General features: G+C 61.2%; 19 protein-coding genes and 1 pseudogene. 8 read left to right on the top strand and 12 right to left on the bottom strand.

The features are described 5' to 3' along the window. Positions 1 to 38 precede the first annotated feature (38 nt). The 3 genes from K1X41_RS10030 to K1X41_RS10020 are packed head-to-tail and all read right to left on the bottom strand — an operon-like array spanning position 39 to position 2991. Positions 39 to 1010 (bottom strand): ABC transporter substrate-binding protein, encoded by a 972-nt coding sequence (locus tag K1X41_RS10030; RefSeq protein WP_220174509.1) that lies wholly within the window; start codon positions 1008 to 1010, stop codon positions 39 to 41. Further along, the gene (locus K1X41_RS10025; RefSeq protein ID WP_220174508.1) at positions 1007 to 1849 is read right to left on the bottom strand and encodes an ABC transporter ATP-binding protein; all 843 of its coding nucleotides are present in this window, start codon (positions 1847 to 1849) and stop codon (positions 1007 to 1009) included. Before K1X41_RS10025 ends, K1X41_RS10030 begins: the two co-directional genes overlap by 4 nt. Further along, on the bottom strand, positions 1846 to 2991 hold the full coding sequence (locus tag K1X41_RS10020) for a FecCD family ABC transporter permease (RefSeq protein WP_220174507.1): 1146 nt from the start codon (positions 2989 to 2991) through the stop codon (positions 1846 to 1848). Before K1X41_RS10020 ends, K1X41_RS10025 begins: the two co-directional genes overlap by 4 nt. A gap of 219 nt (positions 2992 to 3210) precedes the next feature. Here K1X41_RS10020 and K1X41_RS10015 point away from each other — a divergent pair, with 219 nt between their 5' ends. The 3 genes from K1X41_RS10015 to K1X41_RS10005 all read left to right on the top strand — a co-directional run bounded on the left by K1X41_RS10015 (position 3211) and on the right by K1X41_RS10005 (position 9737). Then, the gene (locus K1X41_RS10015; protein WP_220174506.1) at positions 3211 to 4461 is read left to right on the top strand and encodes an MFS transporter; all 1251 of its coding nucleotides are present in this window, start codon (positions 3211 to 3213) and stop codon (positions 4459 to 4461) included. Positions 4462 to 5016: 555 nt separating this feature from the next. Further along, positions 5017 to 7545 (top strand): YhgE/Pip domain-containing protein, encoded by a 2529-nt coding sequence (locus K1X41_RS10010; protein WP_220174505.1) that lies wholly within the window; start codon positions 5017 to 5019, stop codon positions 7543 to 7545. A 5-nt stretch (positions 7546 to 7550) separates the two neighbouring features. Beyond that, the gene (locus tag K1X41_RS10005; RefSeq protein WP_220174504.1) at positions 7551 to 9737 is read left to right on the top strand and encodes a YhgE/Pip domain-containing protein; all 2187 of its coding nucleotides are present in this window, start codon (positions 7551 to 7553) and stop codon (positions 9735 to 9737) included. Positions 9738 to 9977: 240 nt separating this feature from the next. Here the strand turns inward: K1X41_RS10005 and K1X41_RS10000 are convergent, their stop codons facing one another. The 5 genes from K1X41_RS10000 to K1X41_RS09980 form a co-directional block, all read right to left on the bottom strand. Further along, the gene (locus K1X41_RS10000; RefSeq protein ID WP_132201222.1) at positions 9978 to 10904 is read right to left on the bottom strand and encodes a DMT family protein; all 927 of its coding nucleotides are present in this window, start codon (positions 10902 to 10904) and stop codon (positions 9978 to 9980) included. Between the two features lie 135 nt (positions 10905 to 11039). Beyond that, positions 11040 to 12062: a linear amide C-N hydrolase gene (locus K1X41_RS09995; RefSeq protein WP_258566432.1), complete on the bottom strand. Its 1023-nt coding sequence runs from the start codon at positions 12060 to 12062 to the stop codon at positions 11040 to 11042. A 161-nt stretch (positions 12063 to 12223) separates the two neighbouring features. Further along, positions 12224 to 12904, bottom strand: coding sequence for a hypothetical protein (locus K1X41_RS09990; RefSeq protein ID WP_220174502.1), 681 nt, complete (start codon positions 12902 to 12904; stop codon positions 12224 to 12226). Between the two features lie 162 nt (positions 12905 to 13066). After that, positions 13067 to 14467: a glutamate decarboxylase gene (locus K1X41_RS09985; RefSeq protein ID WP_220174501.1), complete on the bottom strand. Its 1401-nt coding sequence runs from the start codon at positions 14465 to 14467 to the stop codon at positions 13067 to 13069. Positions 14468 to 15228: 761 nt separating this feature from the next. Then, positions 15229 to 15462 carry a hypothetical protein gene (locus tag K1X41_RS09980; RefSeq protein WP_132201230.1) on the bottom strand — a complete coding sequence of 78 codons (234 nt, stop codon included), beginning with the start codon at positions 15460 to 15462 and terminating at the stop codon, positions 15229 to 15231. Positions 15463 to 15527: 65 nt separating this feature from the next. Here K1X41_RS09980 and K1X41_RS09975 point away from each other — a divergent pair, with 65 nt between their 5' ends. The 5 genes and pseudogenes from K1X41_RS09975 to K1X41_RS16130 form a co-directional block, all read left to right on the top strand. After that, positions 15528 to 16739: an ATP-grasp domain-containing protein gene (locus K1X41_RS09975; RefSeq protein ID WP_220174500.1), complete on the top strand. Its 1212-nt coding sequence runs from the start codon at positions 15528 to 15530 to the stop codon at positions 16737 to 16739. A 61-nt stretch (positions 16740 to 16800) separates the two neighbouring features. Next, complete coding sequence (locus tag K1X41_RS09970; RefSeq protein WP_220174499.1) at positions 16801 to 17850, top strand: FUSC family protein; 1050 nt, start codon at positions 16801 to 16803, stop codon at positions 17848 to 17850. Between the two features lie 125 nt (positions 17851 to 17975). Then, entirely contained in the window at positions 17976 to 19127 is a 1152-nt protein-coding gene (locus K1X41_RS09965; RefSeq protein WP_258566431.1) for an alpha/beta hydrolase, read from the top strand. Positions 19128 to 19674: 547 nt separating this feature from the next. Then, positions 19675 to 20370: an AAA family ATPase gene (locus K1X41_RS09955; RefSeq protein WP_220174496.1), complete on the top strand. Its 696-nt coding sequence runs from the start codon at positions 19675 to 19677 to the stop codon at positions 20368 to 20370. Positions 20371 to 20439: 69 nt separating this feature from the next. Next, a pseudogene (locus K1X41_RS16130) lies at positions 20440 to 20748 on the top strand (AAA family ATPase); the annotation flags it as partial. A 390-nt stretch (positions 20749 to 21138) separates the two neighbouring features. Here the strand turns inward: K1X41_RS16130 and K1X41_RS09945 are convergent. The 4 genes from K1X41_RS09945 to K1X41_RS09930 all read right to left on the bottom strand — a co-directional run bounded on the left by K1X41_RS09945 (position 21139) and on the right by K1X41_RS09930 (position 23832). After that, the gene (locus K1X41_RS09945) at positions 21139 to 21285 is read right to left on the bottom strand and encodes a hypothetical protein (RefSeq protein ID WP_220175878.1); all 147 of its coding nucleotides are present in this window, start codon (positions 21283 to 21285) and stop codon (positions 21139 to 21141) included. Continuing rightward, positions 21282 to 21725: a hypothetical protein gene (locus tag K1X41_RS09940; protein ID WP_220174495.1), complete on the bottom strand. Its 444-nt coding sequence runs from the start codon at positions 21723 to 21725 to the stop codon at positions 21282 to 21284. Before K1X41_RS09940 ends, K1X41_RS09945 begins: the two co-directional genes overlap by 4 nt. Before the next feature lie 194 nt (positions 21726 to 21919). Next, positions 21920 to 22261: a thiamine-binding protein gene (locus K1X41_RS09935; RefSeq protein ID WP_220174494.1), complete on the bottom strand. Its 342-nt coding sequence runs from the start codon at positions 22259 to 22261 to the stop codon at positions 21920 to 21922. A gap of 134 nt (positions 22262 to 22395) precedes the next feature. Further along, on the bottom strand, positions 22396 to 23832 hold the full coding sequence (locus tag K1X41_RS09930) for a DHA2 family efflux MFS transporter permease subunit (protein WP_258566733.1): 1437 nt from the start codon (positions 23830 to 23832) through the stop codon (positions 22396 to 22398). Between the last annotated feature and the right edge of the window lie 47 nt (positions 23833 to 23879).

The raw sequence follows: 23879 nt of genomic DNA, 5'->3' as shown, positions 1-23879 counted from the left end.
AGTTCCCAGTACGGCTCCGCCCGCTCACGGGGCAACGCTCAGCGAACGGCGAGCTGTGCGGCGGTCTCTTCAATGACGTCGACAATCGCGACGCCAACTGACTGGAATGCGGTGTCATCGATCGCGACAATGCGCCCATGCTGCGCCGCGGGGGCGTTGGCGAAGAGCTCACTCGCTGCTTCGACGGCACCAGTGGCGTCCGCCTCAGGAGAGGTCACGAGGATGACGTCGAGGTCCGACGCGAGGACAGCCTCAGGCGTGATTTCGGACCAGTTCGAATCGAGGTCGGCAAAACCGTTGGTGAGTCCGAGTGCATGGAGGATCGCGGCATAGTAGCTGCCGCCCAGCGCGTACACTTTCCCGTCAAAGATGGTGACTGCACCAGCTGTGAAATCTGCCTCGAAGGAGAGTGGCGCGGTGGCCGCGGTAACGCGGGCTTTCAGCTCCTCAACGAGGGATGCAGCGGAGTCAGGAACGTTGTAGATGGCGCCGAGATGCTCGATGTCGTCGTACACGACATCGAGAGTGGACTGTGCAGGCGCGTCGACACAGTAGTCGCCCAGGACATAGAGGTTGGCGGGGATGGCACCGAGATCGTCCACGCTCGCGGCGCCGTCGCCGAGAAGCTGCTGTTCATCGTTGGACAGGAAGAGGTCCGGTTGAGCTGAGATCAGAAACTCGCGTGATGGCGTGTAGTCCGCAGAGGTGACGGTGAGGTTGGGAAACTCGTCGAGGCCTTCGACGGCATAGTCGGAGAGCGTGTAGCCGATTGCGCTGTCGGCGACCCCCAGCGCGTCGAGCGTGCGCACGATGCCCGGAGCCCCGAGCAGCACCCGTTCGGGGGCGCGATCGTAGGTGTAGTCCGTGCCGCAACTCGTGACGGTCACGGGATACCCGTCTGCTCCGTGAGCAGCTGCATCCTCTGGGCGGGGGCTGCCGGTGCACGCGGCAAGGGTGAGCGCGAGCAGGCTGGCAGCGGTGATGCTGAGTGTGCGCGTGAGTCGGTTCATAGCGGTGTGCTTTCTGTGCTGAGTGAAGGATCAGGAGCGTGAGAAGCGTCAGCGTGGTGCTGGCCTCGGTGGCGGAGAGCTGGGCCGAAGTGCAGCACGCGTCGACCGGTGATGGCGTTCGTGCCAACTGCGGCTCGGACGCCGTATGTGGCTTCGATGAGTTCCGGAGTGAGGATCGTTTCGGGCGGTCCGGCTGCGGCTACACGCCCCCGAGTCAGGACCACGACGCGGTCGCTGTAGGTTGCGGCGAGGTTGAGATCGTGCAGGGCGATGACGACCGTCGCCGGCAGATCGACGAGCAGTTCGAGGAGTTCGGTCTGTGCGAGGAGGTCGAGGTGATTCGTGGGCTCATCGAGGACCAACACGGGAGTCTGCTGTGCGAGTGCCCGGGCGAGGTACACCCGTTGGCGCTCCCCGCCTGAGAGCGTCGCGACTGTGCGATCTTGCAACTCGGACACCCCGGCACGCGTGAGTGCCTCGTCGATGGCGACCCGGTCCGCCTTCGAGACGCGCTCGAACGCCCGCCGGTGCGGGACTCGGCCCAACGCCACGACCTCTCTCACGGTGAACTCGAACTCAGGGGAATCATCTTGCAGCACGACAGCCGTGCGCATCGATGAGGCCCGTGCGGAGAGGCCCCAGACATCGTCGCCATCAATCCAGATGGTGCCGCCTGCCGGACGGAGGCTGCGGTACACCGCACGGAGGAGCGTCGACTTCCCAGAACCGTTCGGTCCTACCAGCGCGACAACGCTCCCGGACGGGGCATCCATGGTGACGTCGTTGATGATGCGAATCCCGTCGACCTCAACGGTGACGTCTTCCGCTACCACTCTCATCGCTCGCCTCCTCGTAGCCCGCGGCGCCGGGGCAAATCCTGCCCGCGGAGCACTGCGGTGTAATGCCGAGCACTGCGCCCCTGCGCCCAGCGAGGCGGAGGAGCTGGCTCGATCGCACGAGGTGACCGCCCCTGCCGTGTGACGCGCGTGCGCGTGCGCCTGCCAGACCCGGCGACCAGCAGCCACAGGAAGAACGGTGCGCCGACTGCGGCCGTGATGACGCCGATCGGAAGTTCGGCGGGCGCACGCAGCAACCGGGCAGCGATATCCGCGAGCGGCAGGAACACCGCTCCGAGGAGGAGCGAAATGATGAGCACGCGTCGATGATCGGCCCCCACGAGGAGTCTGGCGATGTGCGGGATCACCAGCCCCACGAACCCAATGCCCCCGGCCACGGCCACGATAGAGCCCGTCACGAGCGCGACCACCAGCATGAGGAGCAACTGGAATCGTGCGACGTTGATGCCGAGCGTGGCGGTGAGTTCAGTGTCCGCCGAGAGAGCGTTCAGGCGAGACCCATTGAGAGCAAGGAACAGGCTCCCGGCGAGCACCACGACCGAGAGGGTCACGAGATCCTCCCAGCTCGCACCTGCGACGCTCCCCAAGCTCCAGAACAGTACCCGCTGGACCTGATTCGGCGTCGCAATCGTCTGCAGGAAGAACGTCACCGAGGAGATGAGGTACCCGACGGCAACACCGGCCAGCACGAGACGAGCAGGTGGCCACTGCCCATTGTGGCGGCCCAGTAGGAACACCACCGCGAACGCCAGCATCGCACCAGCGAATGCAGCACCGGAGAGCCCGACCCCGCCAACGGCAGACGCCCCGAGCACGATGACACTCACCGCGCCGAGGGACGCACCCGGCATGATGCCGATCAGATAGGGATCACCCAGCGGGTTTCGCACGACGGCCTGAATGACGACTCCTGAAATCGCGAGCCCCGCCCCGACGAGCGCGCCCAGCAGGGCACGGGGGACGCGCACCGTCCACACGATCTGATCGCTGATGGGGTCGCTGTGGACTCCGGGGACCCCGAGATGGCCTGCAACCGCAGTCCATACGACGTCCACAGGCACCGTGACCGCGCCCAGGCTCACTGACGCGATGAGCGTGGCTGCCAACAGTCCGAGCAGCCCCACGGTAAGTATGCGGAATCGGCGCGGTGATGCACACACTGCTCGCCGGGGTGCTGAGCGTGTCCCCAAGAGGGCCTCCAAACTGAGGCCCGATGACCTGGTTGTTGAGAATGATTATCAGTATCCTATACTGAGAATGATCTCGCTGCGCACCACAAGAACTTCGCGCGGTCCAGCGACTCGCTCGGAACCACCCCATAGACACTGCGAGAGGCGTCGACCATGGACGATCGCGCGCTTGCGCTCCCGGCATTTCGCCTCTTTCTCACCGCCCGCACCATCTCCTGGGCAGGGAACGCGATCACGCTCGTCGCCCTGCCGCTCCTCATGTTTCAGATCACAGGAAGCCCGGCGCTCACGGGGCTGCTCACCGCAGTCGAGGCAATCCCGTACCTCGCGCTCGGGCTTGTCGCAGGCGCCCTAGCCGACCGCTGGAATCGGAAACGGGTGCTCATCGTGACAGGGGCCTTCAGCGGGCTCACCCTGGCAACGATCCCCGCTGCCGCCGCGCTCCACAGCTTGACCGTGCCCCATGTCTTCCTCACCGCCCTCACCATGTCCACGCTGTTTGTGTTCTTCGACGCCGCCGGCTTCGGCGCGCTGCCAGAGCTTGTCGGCCGAGACCGCATCCCCTCGGCGACCGCAAACATGGTCGCGTGCAACACCGTCATCACGCTGCTCGGCCCCGCCGCAGGCGGCGCACTGGCGGCCGCCATTGGGCCTGCCTGGGCACTCTCAATCGACGCCGCCGCTTACCTCATCGCCGCTGGCGTCACCGCCCGCGTGCACTGGCAACCGGCACGCCTCACCCCACCCACACCACTCAGCGCACAGGCGCTGTGGGACGACATCGGGGAGGGATTGCAGTACATCTGGCGCACGAGGATCGTGCGCTGGCTCACGATAATCGGAGCAGGCGCCAGCATCTCAGCGGGAGCGATGCTCGGACTGATGATCATCGTCGGGCTTCGGCAATTCACCCTCACAGAACATGATCCGAAACTCGGCCTGCTCTACTCAGCGAGCGCGCTCGGCGCGCTGATCATCAGTCTCACCATCTCCCGCATCCAGCGCGCGCTCCCCACCGGTTGGATCACGATCCTGGCCCTCAGCATCAGCTGGCTGGCTCAGCTCGCATGGGCCGCCACAACCTCCGTCAACGTAGGACTCGTCATACTCGTGTTCTTCCAGGCAGCGACCACGCTCTCCATCATGAACGGCATCATCGTGCGCCAGTCACTCGCCCCAGAGCACCTGCAGTCGCGAGTCAACACAATCGCCAGAATGATCGCCTGGGGCGGCACTCCCGTCGGCGCGCTCCTCGGAGGCACACTCGCCGAGCACTTCAGCACCTCGCTCGCGATTCTGATCTGCTCGGCAGGAACCGCCGCGGGTCTTGCCGTTGCCGCCGGCGCGAAGCTCTGGCGCGTCCCCACACTTGCACGGCTCAGATCCGGCCCTCACGCACACTGACGCCGCGATTGCGGGCTCGGGGCTCAGCGGAATCCGTCTGCGCGCTCAGCGCACACCCGGCCCCATGATTCACGAGTCGGGCGCTCTCGCGTCTCGCAGAGCAGCTTCCGATTCTCTCAATCCAGGGCATCAACCACGAGCACCCGTGCGACACGCGATGTGTGCCGGCCTGTGCGGAGACACGGACTCCTTCTCGAGTGGCAGCTCTTACCCACCGGGCCAGAGGCCCAGCGAAAGCACCCCACTCACTGCCCGGCCCACCATCTCCTTTGGCTGGCCCTGGGCCAGGTGCAGCCCGTCCTCCTGGAAGAACGTGGTCTCCCGCTTCTGGAACTCCAAGGGAGCGAAAGCAAATGCATGCTTTGTGAATACCTTGCTTTTCCTGTCCGCGAGAGGCGGTCTTCCCTGGCACATGATTAAATATGAATTGGGTTTGACTTCGAATGCGTTTACTTCATTCGGGGATGCACATTGGGGTGCAGACATATCAGCGGGGGGACGCGTGTGAACAACTCATTGAAGGTTGCGAGTCGCGACCTCCAAAGGATTCTGCGCGTGCCACAAGCGCTCCTCATACTCATCGGCATAATTATCATCCCCTCGCTCTACGCATGGCTCAATATCGTTGCCTTCTGGGATCCATACGGCGACACCAAAGACGTGCGAGTAGCTGTCGTCAATCTCGACACGGGTGCCTCATCGCCCCTCACCGGCAGCTTGGACGTCGGGACGCAGGTGGTGGCTCAGCTCAAGGAGAATGACCAGCTCGGTTGGCAATTCATGGGTCTCGATGCAGGGATGCGAGCGGTGAAATCTGGCGATGTTTACGCCACCATCGTCATCCCAAAGCAGTTCAGCAAAGATCTTCTCAGTCTGACGACAGGCGACTTCGTTCGGCCCAAGCTCGAGTATTTCGTCAATGAAAAGGCCAACGCCATTGCTCCAAAGATCACTGACGTCGGCGCTACCACCCTTGAAACAAAAATCAATTCAACATTTGTCTCCACGGTTTCTCAGACCGTTACTACGTCTTTTCAGGAAGCTGGCGACAAGATTGGTAGTGACTTACTCGGAGCGCAAACCCAGTCACTCAACACGCTGTCTCGCGCAACCGCCCAAGTCTCAGCAGCCAGGTCGGGAATCGCAGATATCCAGGAGAGCCTCTCTCTTGGAGAAGTTGCGATGGAAGATGCCCGGGCCGCGCTCGTCAATCTCGACGACGTAATCGGAAATGTGCGACTCGCAATCGGTGAGGCACAAGGGATCGCCGCTGAGACACAGAGCGGGGTTGCCGATTTCACGAGTGCAGTGACGGATTCCTACACCACGGGTGCAGCTCAGCTGACTGAGATTTCCGCAAAACTGAATGAACGACTCTCAACTCTCGCCGCCGGAGCCACGCAAGCCAATGGCGAAATCACCACTGCGCTCAATGATGCAAATGCAGTAATCGCCGCAACGAGGCAAGCAATTTCCGAGCTGCAGCAGCTCCAAGACGCGCTCTCACCGACGGATCCACTGCGCCAACACATTGCGGACGCGATCGCCAGCCTTCAAGAACGCAACAGCGCAGATACCGTGCTTCTGCAGCAGCTGAGCCAGCTGAACTCCGATGTCTCGGGGGTCACCCAGGATATCCTCGGCTCGGCTAGCGCGTTGAACATCGCTGTTCGCGAGAGTGCTTCTGCAGCGGGTTCGGTTCGAGACGTAATCGTGCACACCCTTCCCGAAGTGAACCGCTCAATGAATGCACTCTCGACCAGCGCCGGTAGTTTCTCTGCGGCGCTGGATTCCCAAAAGTCGTTGGTCTCAGAGGCCGCGGGTTTACTCGACGCCTTCGAGACCCAACTCGAACAAGCCAACTCAGCGAATACGGCTCTCGACACGAGCCTTGCCGGAGTCGAAGCAAATTTGCGCAGCGTTCAAGCTGACGTTGGAGCACTCAGCTCTGCCGACGTCCTCAAGCAGGTCGAAGCGATGAGTGGGCTCAACCCTGGGCAGATCGCCGAGTTCATGGCATCCCCGGTGCAAGTCAAAGAAAAGGTCGTGTTTTCGGTTGCGACGTACGGATCCGCGATGGCCCCCCTCTTCACGAATCTCTCGCTGTGGATCGCCGCATTTGTGCTCGTGGTGCTTCTCCGACAGGAAGTCGACACAGAGGGCATCGACGGGCTCACGGTCCGGCAAGCTTACTTTGGCCGATGGATGCTGCTCGCATTCATCAATTTCTTCCAAGCGTTGCTGGTGAGTGTCGGAAACGTTGTGATTGGCGTGCAGATGGCGAGTGCAGTTGCTTTCGTGGCAACCAGCGTTTTCATCGGCTTCGTCTATATGGCGTTGATTTACTCACTCGCGGTATCGTTCGGCTACGTGGGCAAGGGCCTCATCATCCTCCTGGTGATCATGCAGATTCCAGGCGCATCAGGCATCTATCCAATCCAAATGATGCCGAGCTTTTTCCAAGCACTGTTCCCATTCTTTCCGTTTACGTACGGAATCGATGCGCTCCGCGAGACGGTCGGCGGATTCTACGGCGGCGACTACTGGAAGTTCACCGCGGTGCTCGGACTCTTCGCTGCGCTGTCGTTTGTCCTCGGTTTGTTCTTCCGTCAGCGGCTTGGAAACTTCTCCCGGCTATTCAACCGCAGGCTGAGTGACACCAATCTATTCGTAAGCGAGAACGTCCAGGTGCTCGGGTCACGCCGCAGGCTGACGCAACTCGTGCAAGCCCTCACAGACCGGCAGGCTTTCCGAACAAAGGTTGCCGGACAAGCGCAGTGGTTTGCGGACCATCATCTCTCGATCATGCGGATCGCGCTCTTGAGTGCCGTAGTGACAACTGCACTGCTCGCGTGTTTGGCTTGGGTCATCCCCGAGGCCAAAGCGACGGTCTTGGCCCTGTGGGGAGTGCTCTGTCTGCTCGTGATCGCGCTGGTCGTGACCCTTGAGTACGTGAAACAAAACATCGCATTCGCCACTCAGGTGGGATCGCTACAGGCACAGGAGTTGCAGTCGAGACTGGCCCAAGAAGAACGGGCCATCCACTCGAACGCGCAACTCGACAAGCTCGAAGAGCAGGTCTGAATCACATGAGAAACATTGCGCATATCTTTGCCACAGACATTCGCCGCGTGCGACGAAACGCCATTGCCATCGTCGTACTATTCGGGGTCGTCGTGCTGCCGTCCTTCTTTGGCTGGTTCAACGTCCTGTCTAGTTGGGACCCATTCGGAAACGTTAAGAGCTTGAAGGTCGCGGTCGCGAACGCCGATCATGGATACACGAGTGACCTGTTCTCGTTGAAAATCAACGTGGGCGAGCAGGTCGTCTCAAATCTTCGCGCGAACACTGATCTGGATTGGGCATTCACATCCGAAGCCCAAGCCATAGCGGGCACGAAATCGGGGGAATACTACGCAGCGCTCGTCCTGCCTCCATCTTTTAGCCGGGACATGATGACGTTTCTTTCTCCCGGCGCGGAGCCCGCAAACATCGACTACTACACCAATGAAAAAAAGAATGCGCTCTCCCCGAAGATCACCGATGAAGCTGCGACTGAAGTCTCAACAACCATCAATTCAACATTCACCAAGACACTGAACGACGTCGGGCTCGCGCTCATTTCCTCTCTCGCAGACCGCGCAGGCGATGAAGAGTCGCGTGCCGCGCTCACGCGTGTGCAAACCAGCGCACAGACCGCCGCGACAACGCTCGATTCTGGCGCGGCCACGCTTGAGATGTTTAGTTCACTCCTCGCTTCGAGCAAAGCACTTGTCAGTAGCGCCTCGTCATTGACCGACGCTTCGCTCACTTCGGTAGGGAGCGCCTCGAATGCGATCGGAGAAGGCGCCAGCGCAGCGCACTCACTGGAATCAGTGCTGACCAGCACCAATGCGGCTATCTCGGAGGCTCTCAACAAGACCTCCACGAGTTATACCTCTCTCATTGACCAGATCTCAGCTCTCGACTCCACGTTCGTTGGCCAGTCACAACAGGCAACAGCGGTACTCACTTCGGCCAGCGCAGATGTCTCGGTGCGTATCGAGCAGCATCAGAAGCTGCTGGACCAGCTGAAGTCCCAAGCCGCCGCGACCTCGGACCCGAAGCTCAAAGCCGCACTTGAGCAGGTCATCACTGATCTCGAAACCGCAATCACCCGGCAGGAGGGGCTGCGGCAACGAGTCGATGACGCGGTGACCAAACTCAGCGAAGCCAACTCGGGACTCGGCGGAACTCGCGATGAGGTCATCGCGCTCGCCGAGACCGCGCGTGCTGCAGTGAATAGTGCCTACAACTCCTACGACGGGGCCCTCAAGCCTCGGCTCGACCAGCTCGCGAGTTCCCTCTCCGAGGTAAACACGGGATTTGGTCGGGTCGGCGATGACCTCGTTTCCGCGGCTCGTTCTCTATCTGGCGGATCGTCCTCGCTGCTCGCATTCCTCACTCAAGCGGAGGAAACGACGGCGACCATTGCGGCAGATCTACGCGATGCGTCAAGTCGTTTCGTAGCTCTCGCCCAGGCGTTAGGACAAGCTGCCCAAAGCGGAGACTTTTCCAAGGTCTCCGCTTTGATTGGCAACAACCCTTCTGTGCTCGCTGGCGAACTGACAAGCCCAGTTGGCCTTGAACGCATTCCGGTCTACCGGGTCGACACATTCGGTGCCCAAATGGCCCCGTTCTACACCGTTCTGGGTCTCTGGGTCGGCGCTCTGCTACTGTCAGTCCTCATCCGCACTGACGTCTCGCCAGGGACGCTGCCCGCCAGAGGATCTTTCTCGAAAACTCAAGAGTATTTCGGGAGATTTGGCATCTTTGCGGTGCTTGGCATCCTCCAAAGCTCGCTTCTCTACCTCGGGCTCATGGGATTTGTCGGTGTGCGTCCGGTCCACCCCTTCCTGCTTCTGCTGGCGGGATGGGTAATGTCGCTCGTGTTCTCGCTACTCACCTACACGCTGGTGTTGTCATTCGGAGAAGCCGGAAAAGCGCTCGCCGTTTTCCTCTTGGTCGTACAGATCTCGGCTGGCGGCGGGGCCTACCCGTTATCGGTGCTGCCCCAATGGTTCCAGAGTATGAGCCCATGGCTCCCCGTCACTCACGCCACAAATGCCGTGCGCGCTGCGATCGCGGGCATTTACGAGGGCGACTACTGGATCGCCCTGGGGCAGCTCGCGCTCTTCCTCGTCCCGGCGCTGCTGATCGGTTTGCTCTTGCGGCTGCCAGTCCTCAAGATAAATGGGAATCTCACTCGAGCGCTCGAGTCAACCAAACTCATGTGAGCGTTCAGCCGGCTGCATCCCCGAGGCCGCTGACCCTGGAAGCACCTCTCGAATGAGGTTCTTCACAGTCCAATGATTCATCTCATCCACCCAAGACACGGTGGATCGGCGAAGCATGGCTTCGCCGACTTCACGGGTGAGGAGTGGGTGCCGCCGTAAAGCTGGCCACGCTGTGGAGAGGATTTGCTGAGGGCAGCCTCCCAGGCAGTATGCCACCTGGAGCCGTTTGGCACCGCAACATTACTCGCTCAGACTCACGGCCGTAGCATCATGTTCGTTGGCGTCTGTGTCCTCAGCCTTTGCTAAGCGGAACACTCCGATAACCGCAACGGCTCCTGCGAGCACAAACGCAAACACTGACCACATCGGAGCGCCCGCAGCTTCTTGCAAAATCGTGATGCCCAGGACGACCGCCAGCGCGGGATCAATCACGGTGAGGCCAGCAATGACGACGTCCGGTGGGTTGCACGTGTGTGAATACTGGACAAAGTAGATGGACAGTATTGAGGCGATCCCGATTCCGAGAAGGCACAACAGGGTGAGGAGGCCCTCTGAGCCGAACTCAAAGTGACCTCCCTGAAACATCGCCTCGACCCTCAACATCACAGTCTTACCCAGGGTCGCAACGAACCCAGAATAGACGCCCCCCAAGACCACGTAGAGCAACGGGGAACCGCTCCCACGCTTGCCCGCGAACATGACCACGATCGATACAATGAGCACCGCCGCAAGCGTCGTCATCATCTCAATGAGCTGCTGATCGCCAATCGGTTTCTGGCGGCTGACAAGCGCGGCGACGCTCACGAATACCGTCACGCCTGTCAGGGAAGTGATGATCGCGGTGACAACAGCCCGCGTCGGTTTCTTGCCCGTAGCCCTGGTGGTGAGCAGAGTCGTGAACACCAGCGCCGCAACCCCGATCGGCTGCACCACGATCAGCGGGGCGAGCGCGAGGCTGCCCATCTGCACGAGGATCGCAAGTCCGAACAGCGCTGTTCCGCCCAGCCAAATGGGGGTTTTGAGGAGCCGCATGAATGACGCGTCGTGAGGAGCCCGCTCGGCGGCGAGATTGACTCCACGGCTTTGCCACAGATTCCCGACGGACAGGATCGCTGCTGACAGCAGCGCGAGGAGTACTCCGAGAACAGGCAGTGAACCGACAAACATCTCAACTCCTTGAGTGGAAGCTCGGCCTCCAAAAAAGTCCCTCCCGCACCAAAACACAGACAAGAGGATTGCAGCGGAATCGTGAGTCTCGTGGGCACCCGCGAGGGCACGGGTGCCCACGAGACTCCAGGTGAACTACTTCTTCGCGCCCACGAGCTTCTGAACAACTTTCTGAATTTCAGCGAACTCGTCTTGTTTCTTGGCGACGAACTCAAGCGCCTGGGTGCCGGTTGCCAAGACCTGGGTGGCTGCTTCTCCCACATCGGAGAAGCTGTGGCTGACGTTGCCAGCAAGTCCGCCCTCCAGCATGAGGCGGCTCACAAGGTCAAGCCTGAGCACCTTCGATCCCTCGGAGAAACTGAGCTCGTCGAGATTCACCCACACGACTCCTGGCCGAGTGGTGGATTCGAAGACGTAGCGTTTGTTCGTCAGGTCGAGCACGACTTGCCAGATCGTCTGAGATGCGTCTGGTTTCCCGGGCTCGGGAGTTCGAAACGGCTGCGCGGCATTCCGGATGATGCTGAACATCGCCGCGATCGCGTCGACCTGGGTTTTCGGCTGCACCTGGTGTTCAACGTAGTAGGAGGCCCGAGCGAAACGATCGCTGGCAAGAGTGGACCCGGGAAGAGATTTGTCTCCGCCGAGGCCGTCGAATTGCGTGACGAGTTCCAGCTGCTTGTCGAAAGTCGGTGAGTTTGTCATGACCTTATAGTCACGGCTGTGGTAGACCTGTGGCTTGCCATCGGTGTATTCAATGATCGCGGAGTCCCCCGTCGCATCGTTGATTGCGAGATGCAGGGTCGGCACCAGGTGGCCAGTCGGATCGAACAGCTGAGCAATTTCCACCTGTGTGTCGTTCGTCCAGGCGACAGCCTCCGCAACAGTCGCAAAGTTGTCCAGGTAATACTGGAGCCAAATGGCCTGGCTGAGCTGAGTTGCTGAAGCCTCGGGCTTCCCATAATCTGACTCGGCCAACCACAGGATGTGCCCGGCGAAGCCCTCTTCGTTCATGCCGTCGGTCGCAACAAGGTCGAACGCGGTCGCGACGATGCTGCCGTATGTTGCTTTCCAAGCGAGAGTGCCGTGTACGCCGTCGGTGCGCTCGATTCCTCGCGGATACTTCCACAGGTTGGTCAAGAGGTCCATATGAAAATCCATGTTTCGGCCGACAATGACCGATCCGTTTGCGTCAGGCCAAACAACTCGTGTGCACATATTGGTTGCACGTCCTTTCTAGGGTGTGTTTTCCGTCACCGAGGCAGGTGTGCCACGGCGTGTAAAACCGTTTCGGGGCCAGCATGAAAGACCAGAGTGGTTGCTCATGGCGTGTGTCGATTCCATCTGAGCTGAGGCAGCACGATCATCGATGCCAAGAAGAAGCAAATGGCTCCGATGAACGTTCCCCAGTTCGCGAGCGCCGTGTCAGCCGTGGAACCGTTCGTTCGAACGAAAGCACCGACTGCTGAAACAGCGAACGCGATGCAGCCGATCATGTTGATTTGGGCTCCCCACCACCCAGAATCTCGCGGCTCCCAAATGCGACCGTGTTCCCGGTAGTAGGCGACGTAGACGAAGACGGCACTGATGAGAAACGCAACGGAACCCCCAGCGTCGGGATTCCACACGAGACGTTCTTCGGCCCGCACTGTTTTCGCGGTGAGGGCCGCGCTCGTGCTGATGTTAAACATGATGGTGCCGAAGCTCTGGATCGCAGCTGCAAGCCAGACCGCCCGGAACATCTTTCCTGCGCCATAGTCCACTGGCACGCTTGCGTTTCCACTCAAGATGACCTGCATCAGGCCTGCTGCCGTGAAGAACCACGCACCGATGAAGCAGAGAATATTGGTCAGATTGGCACTGCCCAGATCCCAGATGCTGATGGCAGTGCCACCAGCGAACAGCGCAGATCCGATCATGAACGACCAGCTCTGCTTCGTCACGGTGGGAGCAAGAAAGGGAACGGGCACTCGAGGCGATTCGATGATCTGTTGCTGGGTCATATGTTCCAACCGTCAGGGTGACGCTGATGAGAGTTCGCCCCAGGTCGGTTCGAGAATGGGGCACGAAGTGGAAGCGGTTTCAATGGCGGGCTGAACGCCGAAGCCCGATGAACGCGTAGAGGACGCAGACTCACCGGCGCTTCGGCGCCCGACGATCTGCGCTTAGTGAGTGAAGCTCTTGCGTTGCTTCTCACGGGGGATGGGCGCCTCAAGATTCTCGAGGAACGCGACTTCTTCGGTGATTGCGGCGAGGAGCAGTTCGGCGAGGTCTCGGCTGAGTCCCATACGCACCACAATGCGCTGAACGACGAGGTCGGCAAGGTTGTCCGGCATGGGATACGCGGGGACCAACCAGCCACGCATGCGAAGCCGATCCGCAAGGTCGTAGAGATCCCAGTTGCGCTCGCCCGGTGTGAGCTTCCACGCGAACACGGGAATTGTGTCGCCTCTGCTGATGAGTTCGAACGGTTCCATTGCTCCGATCTCGGACGAGAGATACGTCGCGACGTCGATCGACCCTTGCTGCACTTCCCGGTACCCCTCCCGCCCCAACCGCAGGAACTGGTAATACTGCAGCAGCACCTGCGCGCCCGGGCGCGAGAAGTTGAGCGCCAGCGTGGGCATGTCTCCGCCGAGGTAGCTGACGTGGAAGATGAGGCTCTCTGGGCAGGCCGCCGTATTCCGCCAGACCACCCACCCCACGCCCGGGTAGACGAGACCGTACTTGTGGCCCGAGGTGCTGATGGAATTGACGCGTGCGACCGTGAAGTCCCATTCAAGTTCAGGCTGGCAGAACGGGGCCACCATCGCTCCGGAGGCACCGTCGACATGGATTTTCACGTCGAGACCGGTCTCAGCCTCGATCTGATCGAGCTTCGCCGCAATCGCTCTCACGGGTTCGTAGAGGCCCGTGTACGTCTGGCCGAGGATAGCAACCACCCCGATCGTGTGCTCGTCCACGTACTTTTCGAGCTCGTATCCATCCAGCACCAGGTGTTCCTCAGTCACTGGAACGTAGCGCGCTTCGACATCCCAGTAGTTGCAGAACTTCTCCCACACGACCTGTACTCCGGCCGACAGCACCAGGTTCGGGCGGTCCGTTGCCTTGCCTGCGGCCCGGCGGCGTTCCTGCCAGAGGCGCTTCAGGGCGAGTCCACCGAGCATGCAGGCCTCGGACGAGCCGATCGTCGAAGTGCCGATTGTGTCCGCGGCATCTGGAACGTTCCAGAGGTCCGCCAGCATCCGCCAGCATCGATCCTCGATCGCTGCTGTCGCAGGATACTCGTCCTTGTCGATCATGTTCTTGTCAGCAGCCTCGAGATAGAGCTTCTGCGCGTTGTCGTCCATCCAGGTGGAGACGAACGTGGCGAGATTGAGTCGAGAATTCCCATCCAGCATCGCCTCGTCATGAATGATCTGATACGCAGTATCTCCCGACATCATGCCGTCAGGCATCTTGAACTTCGGCAGGCTGGTGGCTTCACCCGGCCGAGCAAAGACGGGGCTAATCTGCAGCTCTGCAGAGTCGGACTGCTCAGTCGCGTTTCGGTACAATTCAGACAAGATATCCTCATTTCTTGATGTTCGGGCTTACTCAGGAAAGGGTGACGGGATCAGAGTGACATGCGCGCCTCGACGAACGGGTGAACAGGCCGCGACATCTCCCGGGCTCGTGACCGCCGCGTCTGGGTGTCCATGCTTGCCCCTCTGGCGGAACCGAGACCACGGTGCACGCGAACTCGCTGCTGCAGCCGCTCACGCGGACGTTCACGTGTGAGTGGCTGCAGCATTGCAAGACATGTGTCAACGATTGATTCGTAGCCGCGGGAAGAACAAAAAATTCCGGGCCCGATTGAATTGTCGGGGCCGTCGAGAGACAACGAGCGACAGACTCATATTTCTCCGAGACGAGTCGGGTCCGGTCAGTGGGTGAGCTCACTGCCTGCGACCGAGTCTGGCCCTGGACGTACTTGATTCGAGCATCGCTCCGAGGCTGAACGCTCTTCGGAGCGTGAAAGCTGCGCGCTGCATTTGCCGTCAACACAAGCACTTCCCCTGCCTAGGCCCCTGTGGCCACGTCTTCGTGGCCCCTTGTCTGATCCTGGCATAGGTAGGGTCAAAAAATATAGTGCGGAAATTCGGTTCAGCGCAAATTACGGAATGAAGCTACGTGATCTCTCAACTGAGATATTGGATCTCCACAGCTCAGTTCTGTGCACGCACAGACAATTCGTTGATCTCCTCTTGTCAGCAGGCTGCACCCCAAATGACACGAGTCTCGTTGTCCTCATTGAGGCTCGTCGCGCCTGAGCGTGAACCCCTAGTCACATGACGCCGCACTCAGCGGCGTCGATGAACCACAGCACCGCCGTTCCTGCAGCGAAGAACGGGGCGACGAGGAGAGCAAGGAACGCCAAGTAGGCAATGACCCGTGGAAGAATGTGCGGGTTTATCTGGGATCTGACCCGCCCCGTAAGGTGCATCACGGGGAGGATGGCCACACCGATGACAGAGTCGCTCAGACCGATCACATAGGAAGTACCCCGCCGAAAGTTCACCCCCGCAGCTTGTGGGAAAGCGATAGGGTCTGAACAGGTATTCCATCAATGGGGAAGGAATGTACATGCGGGTACTTGTCACGAGTTCACGAAACACCTTTGCGCTCGATATCATCCGAAAGCTCGGGAGCTCAGGTCACACTGTCTTCGCAAGCGACACCTACCAGGGCGCAGTCGGCAACCACTCGAAGTACCTCACTGGGCATGCGATCACTGCGTCGCCTCGATTCGAAACCGACCAGTTCATCGCGGACATCTCGGCACTTGTCATCACACACCGCATAGAGCTGATCATCCCCACCTTCGAGGAAGTGTTCTACCTATCAGCCCGAGCGCACGATCTCCCTCCTGGGGTCAAGCTCTATGCCGGGAGCTTCGAAAAGCTCGCTCGCTTGCACGACAAGGCGAGCTTCAAACGGCTCGTCATCGAAGCGAATGTCCCAGTCCCGGAGACTGTGGTGGTCTCCAGCGAAACCGAGCTATACGCTGCAATTCAACGCACGCCGAGGTACTTCGCCCGGGCGGCATTCTCCCGAGGAGGTGTGGGGCTGCTGACAAACACCGGTCCGCTCGCTGGCAAGATGAACGTATCCGAGTGTCACCCGACCCTTGAGCAGCCTTGGCTCGTGCAACCATTCGTGGATGGCCCGATGTTGTGCACCTACAGCACGATCGTGGACGGCAGAGTCACCTCCCACTGCACATACAGTGTGCCTGAGCAGTGGGGACACAGCACCGGAATCACGTTCCTCTCGGTCGATAGCACCGAAACGCTTGCCTATACCCAGCAAATCATCGACACACTTGATACCGGATTTACTGGTCAGCTTTCCTTCGACTTCGTCAATAACGACGGGAATCTCTATGCCATCGAGTGCAATCCGCGCCCCACAAACGGTGTGATCCTGCTCGGAGCTGGGGAATTCGCTCGCGCGCTCACGGGGGACGTCGCCGAACCGGTGGTCGTGGCTCCCGGAGTCGAGCGTCAGGTCGCGCTCGCAGTTGTCGCGGACGCCTTTGCGCAGCCGATCGCTCACCTCAAAGACACTTTGCACGACCTTCTGTCGGTGAGGGACGTCGGTGCCGGATGGCACGATTCAGTCGCGATGATGTGGAGCCCTGCCACACTGATCCATGGCGCGAAACTCAGCCACGGCTCCCGCACCGAGCTACTCGCAGCGCTGGGAGACGACATCGTGTGGAACGGGGAACCCATCGCCGGGATGACGCCAGAGGACCGTGAAGCACTTGAAGCCGTTCACCTGCAGCGTGCGTAGCGGCGCTCATCGCTGTTCCGTTTCCGGTTGCACTGTCACTCACCACAACTAGGGAGCGAGTATGCAAGGTGCGAAGGGTGTCGCTTCGACACCCGCGAGGTCAGTAGTCCAGCGACAGCATGCAGTCCTCGGGCTCAAGGTCCTCGCCGGACTGCTGATCATCGCAGCCCCAATTGCTCTTGCCTCGCTCGCTGTTCCCGGAGTTTTCGGCGTTGCGTTTTTCGGGGTCCTCGCCGCAACATTTGGTTGGATCAGCGGTGGTCCACGAATCGGTGCCGCCGTCGTACTCTCGCTCTCAGTGCTTGGGGTAGTCGCCATCATGCTTCGCGAGAACCCGGTAGTGCTCGCGGCAATCCTGCTCCTACTCGGAGTGGCCTACGGCCTTGCTGCACGGAGAGGCGTTGGCAAGGCCGTACTGCAACTCCCCATTCTCGTGCCGTATTTCATGATGAGCCCGCCCCCGCTCTTCTCCGCTCCTCCCGCGTTCGACGCGGCCTACTTCATCGGCGTGCTAGTGGTGGTAAACGCCACCGGTGCCTGGGCGATCCTTGTCTTGCATCTCGCATTGGGCAAGCGTGAACTCGCGGCGCTCAGCGTGCCCGATCCGCGCGTACCGGTACTGTACGGCACTGTGCTCGGCCTTATATCTGCCCTGGTAATGCTGCTCGGCACCACGACGGGAGTGAAATCCCACTGGGTCTGGGTAACACTGACGCTGTATGTCCTCGCCGATCCCACACAGCTCCTCACCCCCAAGCGTATGCTCGGCCGACTCATGGGCACGTTCGCGGGGTTCGCAGCAGTAGCGCTCATGGCACTCTTCGGGATCCCAGACCCGGTACTGCAAGTGCTGGCATTCCCGGCGCTCTGGCTCTGTCTCACCTTCCTCGTCATCCACAAACCGTACTGGGAGTACAGCCTTTTCCTCACGATCTCGGTAGTGTTGATGAACTCACGCGGCATCAGTACGCTCCTCCTCGATGCGGAGCGGTTCGCCTTCACGCTCGTGGGTGCCGGCTTGGCGGCGCTCGCGGCAGTCACTGTCCACTGGATCCTCGACAGGAAGACGCAATCGACTCAGTCCCAGCACGACACCATCAGCGCACACTGATGAGAAGGGGCTTCAAGGTAGGAGCGAGCGAGCGAGCGAGCGCCGCACTCGCGAGGCGGGCGCCAGGACTACGCTTTCTTCATAGGGAGGCAACCTCGACCACCCCGGCCTTCGATTTGGCCTACGTGAGAATCGGTCCCCGCTCACAGAGACCCGGCCTGCTCCCAGCTGTTGTGATCCCAGGAGGCCCCGGCCTCGGGTCGGTGCTTCCCTACGGCACGCTGCGAAGGCTCGCCGCCACACGCGGGCTCGATCTCATCATGGTTGAGCACCGCGGAGTCGGGCTATCGCGACGAGATATCTCCGGACACGACCTGCCCTTGCCTGCGCTGCGAGTCGATGAGGTCGCCGACGATATCGCAGCAGTCCTTGAGCGGGAGCGGGTACCGCTCGCGCATATCGTGGGGTCCTCCTATGGGAGCTACCTCGCCTCGACCTTCGGCGCGCTCTACCCGGAGCGGGTCGCGGGCATGCTGCTTGACTCAGCATTGCAGTCCGCCGAGCACCTGGAAATCGAGCGCGCCGCGATTCGGCAGCGTCTTTGGAATGCCGGGAACGCAAGTTCGAACGCCGTGCAACGCCTCAGCTCAACGGGGATCGACGCGCGCATCTTGTTGGATGTCACCCGCGCGGCGTATGAGCTGGGCGGAGATGAACTCCTGGTGCCGCTCATTCAACAGCGGATGCGCTCGCCACGCTCTGCAACGTGGCGAATGCTTGAGGCATACGCAACACGCGACGCCTCGATGACAAGGCTTCCGGGGATCTACGAGTTCGATCTGGTCGGCGCTCTTGCGTTCCGGGAACTCGGCTACGGCGGCCGCCCGGACGGGCTGCCGCTTGATCCGGCACTCACCTACGCGCAATTAGCGAGCCACTTTCCACCTTTCAGCGGAGAGCCACGCAACCTCGAGGTCACGATGGCCTCAGCATCCTGGCCACTTGTCTTACTTTCCGGATCCCGGGATCTTCGCACGCCGCCGGCAATCGCCGAATCACTCGCTCGTGCAGCGCCCGACGCAGTGCTGGTGCCAATCACGAACGGTCATAGCGCGCTCGACACGCACCCCGCCGCACTGTTGAACGCACTCGCGTGGCTCATGGCTGGAAAGCATCGCGCCCTTCCTGACGTAGCGCGGGCGTTTGATCGCCTTCCTCGACGAGGTGTTGCTGCCCGGTTCCCAGAACTGCTCAGCGCGGTGCTGCGCATCGAGAGATTTGCGCATCCGTATCGCGCACGAGCAACTCACGACACCGGGGCAGCGAGCACCACTTGAGGTTGATCACTGGACCACTCGAACCGGAGCCGCTTCTTCTCCAATGTCAGACCTGATGCGTACACTCGCCTCTATTGGGAGGTGTACCGCCGAGACTCAGGAGACCACATGGACGGCGAGAATTTGCCGGAGAGAGTCCGGGCGAGGGCCGACGCGCTCCCGGGCGTTATCTTGGAGGATCCGTTCAACCCAACTGGCAGTCATTCAAAGTGGGCGTTGGAGTGTTTATGCTCTTGACGGCCGACGCCAGGGAGCCCCTCGTGATCGTCAAGGCCGGATCTGCGGCCAAATTGGCGCTCCAGAGCACATGTCGTGACATCACTCCCGGGTGCCACATGCGCAGCAGTCATTGGATTGCTCTGTCCCCCTCCGGAAACGTGCCGACGCTGCTCATCGATGATCTGGTCACTACTCCCTCTGCCCTGGTCGAGCCCCCCCCCCCCCGCAAAGAGGTCGGGCGCCCTCGTCCACTTCGGGCGCTGGAAGCGGTGACACGTTCGAGGGCGGCAACATACGATCGTCCGCGCCACCTCACGAAAGGTCGACCGTGACTGAGCACACACCATCACTGTTCAATGTCGATGATGCCTCCCGTCCACTCGCGGACCGCCTGCGGCCGCTCAGCCTGTCCGATGTCGTCGGTCAGGATCATCTCCTCGCAGCAGACTCTCCCATCGGGCGGATGGTGAACGCAAACCGCTTGAGTTCGATGGTGCTCTGGGGGCCGCCCGGGTGCGGAAAGACAACAATTGCCAGGTTGCTCGCTGAGCAGACGAACCTCGCCTTCGAACCGCTCTCGGCCACCTTCGCCGGAGTTGCGGATCTCCGGCGCGTTTTCCAGTCCGCGCAGCGCCGGAGGGAGGTCGGCCAGGGCACTCTGCTCTTCGTCGATGAAATCCACCGTTTCAACCGCGCCCAGCAGGACTCGTTCCTCCCGTATGTCGAGGATGGCACCATCGTGCTCGTAGGAGCGACTACCGAGAATCCGAGTTTCGAGCTCAATGGTGCGTTGTTGTCACGCTGCCAGGTATTCGTCCTGAAACGCCTCGACGACATGACCCTCGGAGCACTCGTCGCACGGGCGGAGCAGTTGTTCGCCGGGGGCCTACCGCTTGACAACGACGCGCGCAACGCGCTTATCACCATGTCCGACGGCGATGGTCGGTACTTGTTAAACATGGTCGAGCAGGTGCAGGCCCTCCCCGCGCCAGTCGACTCGGCCGCACTGGCAGCCGCTGTGTAGAAGCGGGCCCCGCTCTATGACAAGGCCCGAGAAGGCCATTACAATCTCATCTCCGCGCTTCATAAGTCCATGCGGGGTTCTGATCATGATGCCGCCCTGTACTGGCTTGCACGAATGCTTGATGGCAGAGAAGATCCTCTGTTTATCGCACGACGAATCACTCGGTTCGCGAACGAAGATATCGGCCTTGCTGACCCCGATGCCGTGCAACAGGCCCTCGCAGCATGGGATGTCTATGACCGACTTGGCTCACCCGAGGGCGAACTTGCTATCGCGCAAGCGGTGCTCTACCTCGCCACCGCCCCCAAATCAATTGGGATCTACCGGGGGTTCAATCGGGCGCGGGCGGCCGCAAAACGCACCGGCTCGTTGATGCCACCACCACACATCCTCAACGCGCCCACGCGGCTGATGAAGGACCTCGGCTACGGCAAAGGAACCAATACGACCCCGACACTGACACCGGTTTCTCCGGCGCCAACTACTTCCCCGTCGGTCTCCCCCGAGAAACGTTCTACGAGCCCACTGCCCACGGATACGAACACACCATTAGTCAACGACTCGACCGATGGGCTCACTTGCGCAATGGCACAACGGGCACTCCGACAGCACAATCCGAAGGCAACTGACCCGCGCCGTTGCAAGCCGCCAACACGAGCTGGCTTGCACCAGACAATGGGCGCAGTGAGCACTGCTTCAATCTCAACCTTTGGGCGATCGAGGGAGTCTGCGGCAGCGTTCACCACAATCGACTTTCATCGAAACCGCTCACAGTTCAGTGATAACGATCCAAAAACTGAACCGAATCTCGTAGGTGGCAAGCATCGTCTTGCTTCCCGCAATGTCATCCCGCAGAAGAGAGGCGTCCGCGAGACGCGTACCCCAGGGCTGCGCTGATCCGATCATCGCCGTCATTGACCAGCGGAACCTCGTTCCCGAGGCGGGAACTCAATCCCGGGAATGTACCGCTCAGTGAGTTCGCGCAATCGACGCAACTCACGCGCCTCGGCCTCCCCCTGGAACACGACCCGCAGTTCTTCAGCGATCAGCGGTGGGTCACTGCGGAGCATGGGAAGAAGTATGAACAGGTGCATCGCAGCTACGCCGAGTGGGGCGAGGATGAACCAGCTGATCACCTCGTTGCTGTATGCCACAGCCATACTGCCGATCGCCGCTGCGAGAGCAAGCATGGTCCATACGACATAGCTCGCAAAGCCCCACCTCATATGGCCAACAACCCGCACGCCAGCTGGTCCTGCTCCCAACTCGCCTGGCAGGGCCTGTTCGATCCGCCCTCGCAAGGTGCCGTTGGGGACGTAGGCGCCGCCGAACGAGTGCACCGTATGAGTCTTCATTCGAGCGGTGATGCGGGCTCTCCCCCTCCGATCATCGCGGATCCGAATCCACAGTGGAGATTGGTCGCGTTTCACTGCGTAGGTCACCGAGAGTTTCCTCGCGTCCTCAACACGAGGGCCGGGAATCACGACCTCAAAGCGTCTGGAGAACACCAGCAGCCCTGTCCACCGTTGGGGCGTGCGCGTGCCGCACGTTAGCCTGCACTCTTTCCCTGCGTGTCGTCTATCGCGCGCTCCAGCCGCTCCAGCTTCCCGTCGAGCTCGCCCTCGAAGCCGGGCCGAATGTCGGCCTTCATCACGAGCGACACGCGAGACCCATAGGGCAGCACCGCCTCCGTGGCGCGCTTCACGACGTCGAAGACCTCGTCCCACTCGCCCTCGATCTCGGTGAACATGCTGCTCGTGCGGTGCGGCAGTCCCGATTCGCGCACCACCTTCACCGCCGCTGCGACCGCGTGTGAGACGGATCCCGATTCGCTCGTTGCTGGTCCGGCTGGGCCGACCCCGTTGGGTGCGACGGAGAATGCAAGGATCATGGTGTGCCTTTCATCGGGAGTGCGTGTGACAGCAGGCTACCCCCAGTCGCGACAGCCGCCGCACGACACCTCAGGGTGCTGCGCACTGGCATTGCTCAGACGCCGCGCCCTGAGGAGGAAATGGACGGGAGCGCCTAGTCGACTGACACCGTGTTCGGCAGCTTAATCTCGCCGGTGCGCGCGGGGCGCGGCGCAAACCAGATCGCGATGAACGCGCCAATGAGTATCACGCTCATCGGCATCATGATCGACTGCATCATGGCCGTGGCAAAGCCCTCGCGCAGTGGCTCGGGCAAGGCCGCTACGCCACCGCCTGCCGCGTGGCCAGCTGAAGCGGCCGCCTGTTCACCGAGCAGCGCCGTGATCCGCGAGTCCATGAGCATTGCCATAGCGGCCGAGCCGAGCACGGCACCGACCTGGCGGCTCGTGTTGTACACGCCAGAGCCGGCTCCCGCGAGTTCCGGGTCCAGGCTGAACGTGGTCAGCGAGGCCATCGGCCCCCACATGAAGGCGTTTCCGACGCCGAGGATCGCGCTCGGGATGAGCAGCATCCAGATCGGGGTGTCCGGCTTCGCGAGGAGCACATACCCCACGAGGCCCGCGGCCACGATCAGCAGACCGATGATCGGGATCCTGCGCGGATCGCGGCGATCAATGAGCAGGCCAACTGGGCGCGCGAGCGCAATTGAGAGCACCGCCATCGGCACCATCATGAGCGCGGACTGTGTCGGGGTTTGGCCCCGCACGAGCTGGAGGTAGAACATCAGCGGCAGGCTCATGCCAGTGACGCTGAAGCCAACCGTGACGATCACCGCTGATCCGACGGAGAAGTTCCTATCGCGGAAAATCTGGAGCGGGATCAGGGGCTCACCGCGCTGCACGCGCTGCCAGACCACGAAGAGGACGAGGATCGCCACACCCGTGATGATCATGCCCCACACGGAGATCGGACCCCAGATGACGCCCCAGTCGTAGCTCTGGCCCTCTTGAATACCGAACACCACGAGGAACATTCCCACGGCGCTCAGGATCACGCCGAGCCAGTCAAAGCGGTGTGCGCTCGTCGGCAGCTTCGGCACAAAGCGCATTGCGAGCACGAACGCCAGCACGCCAACGGGCACGTTGATGAAGAAGATCCATTCCCAGCCCCAGGCATCGAGCAGGAATCCGCCGAGGATGGGGCCGACGAGGGTCGCAACTCCGGCGGTCACACCCCACACCGCCATCGCTGAACCGCGCTCGCGCGGCGCGAAGATGCGCGTGATCACGGCCATCGTCTGCGGAGTCATCAGCGAAGCGCCGAGCCCCTGCATGACGCGGGCGAGGATCAACAGCTCAATGCTGCCGGACAGGCCACACGCAAGAGAGGACAGTGTGAAGATCGAGAGTCCGAGCAGGTACATGCGGCGCGGGCCAAAGCGATCGCCCAAGCGGCCGGTGATCAGCAGCGGCACAGCGTACGCGAGCAAGTAGGCGCTCGTGGCCCACAGGGTCGCGACCATCGTGGTGTCCAAGCCCTGCATGATCGAGGGGTTCGCAACCGACACGATCGTGGTATCCACCAGGATCATGAAGAAGCCGAGGACCAGCGACCAGAGGGCGGCCCAGGGACGGATTG

It is taken from the genome of Leucobacter luti, assembly GCF_019464495.1.
In the GTDB taxonomy this organism is placed as follows: domain Bacteria; phylum Actinomycetota; class Actinomycetes; order Actinomycetales; family Microbacteriaceae; genus Leucobacter; species Leucobacter luti_A.
The sequence above is the reverse complement of the archived record's forward strand: the minus strand, read 5'-3'. Positions and strand labels throughout refer to the sequence as shown.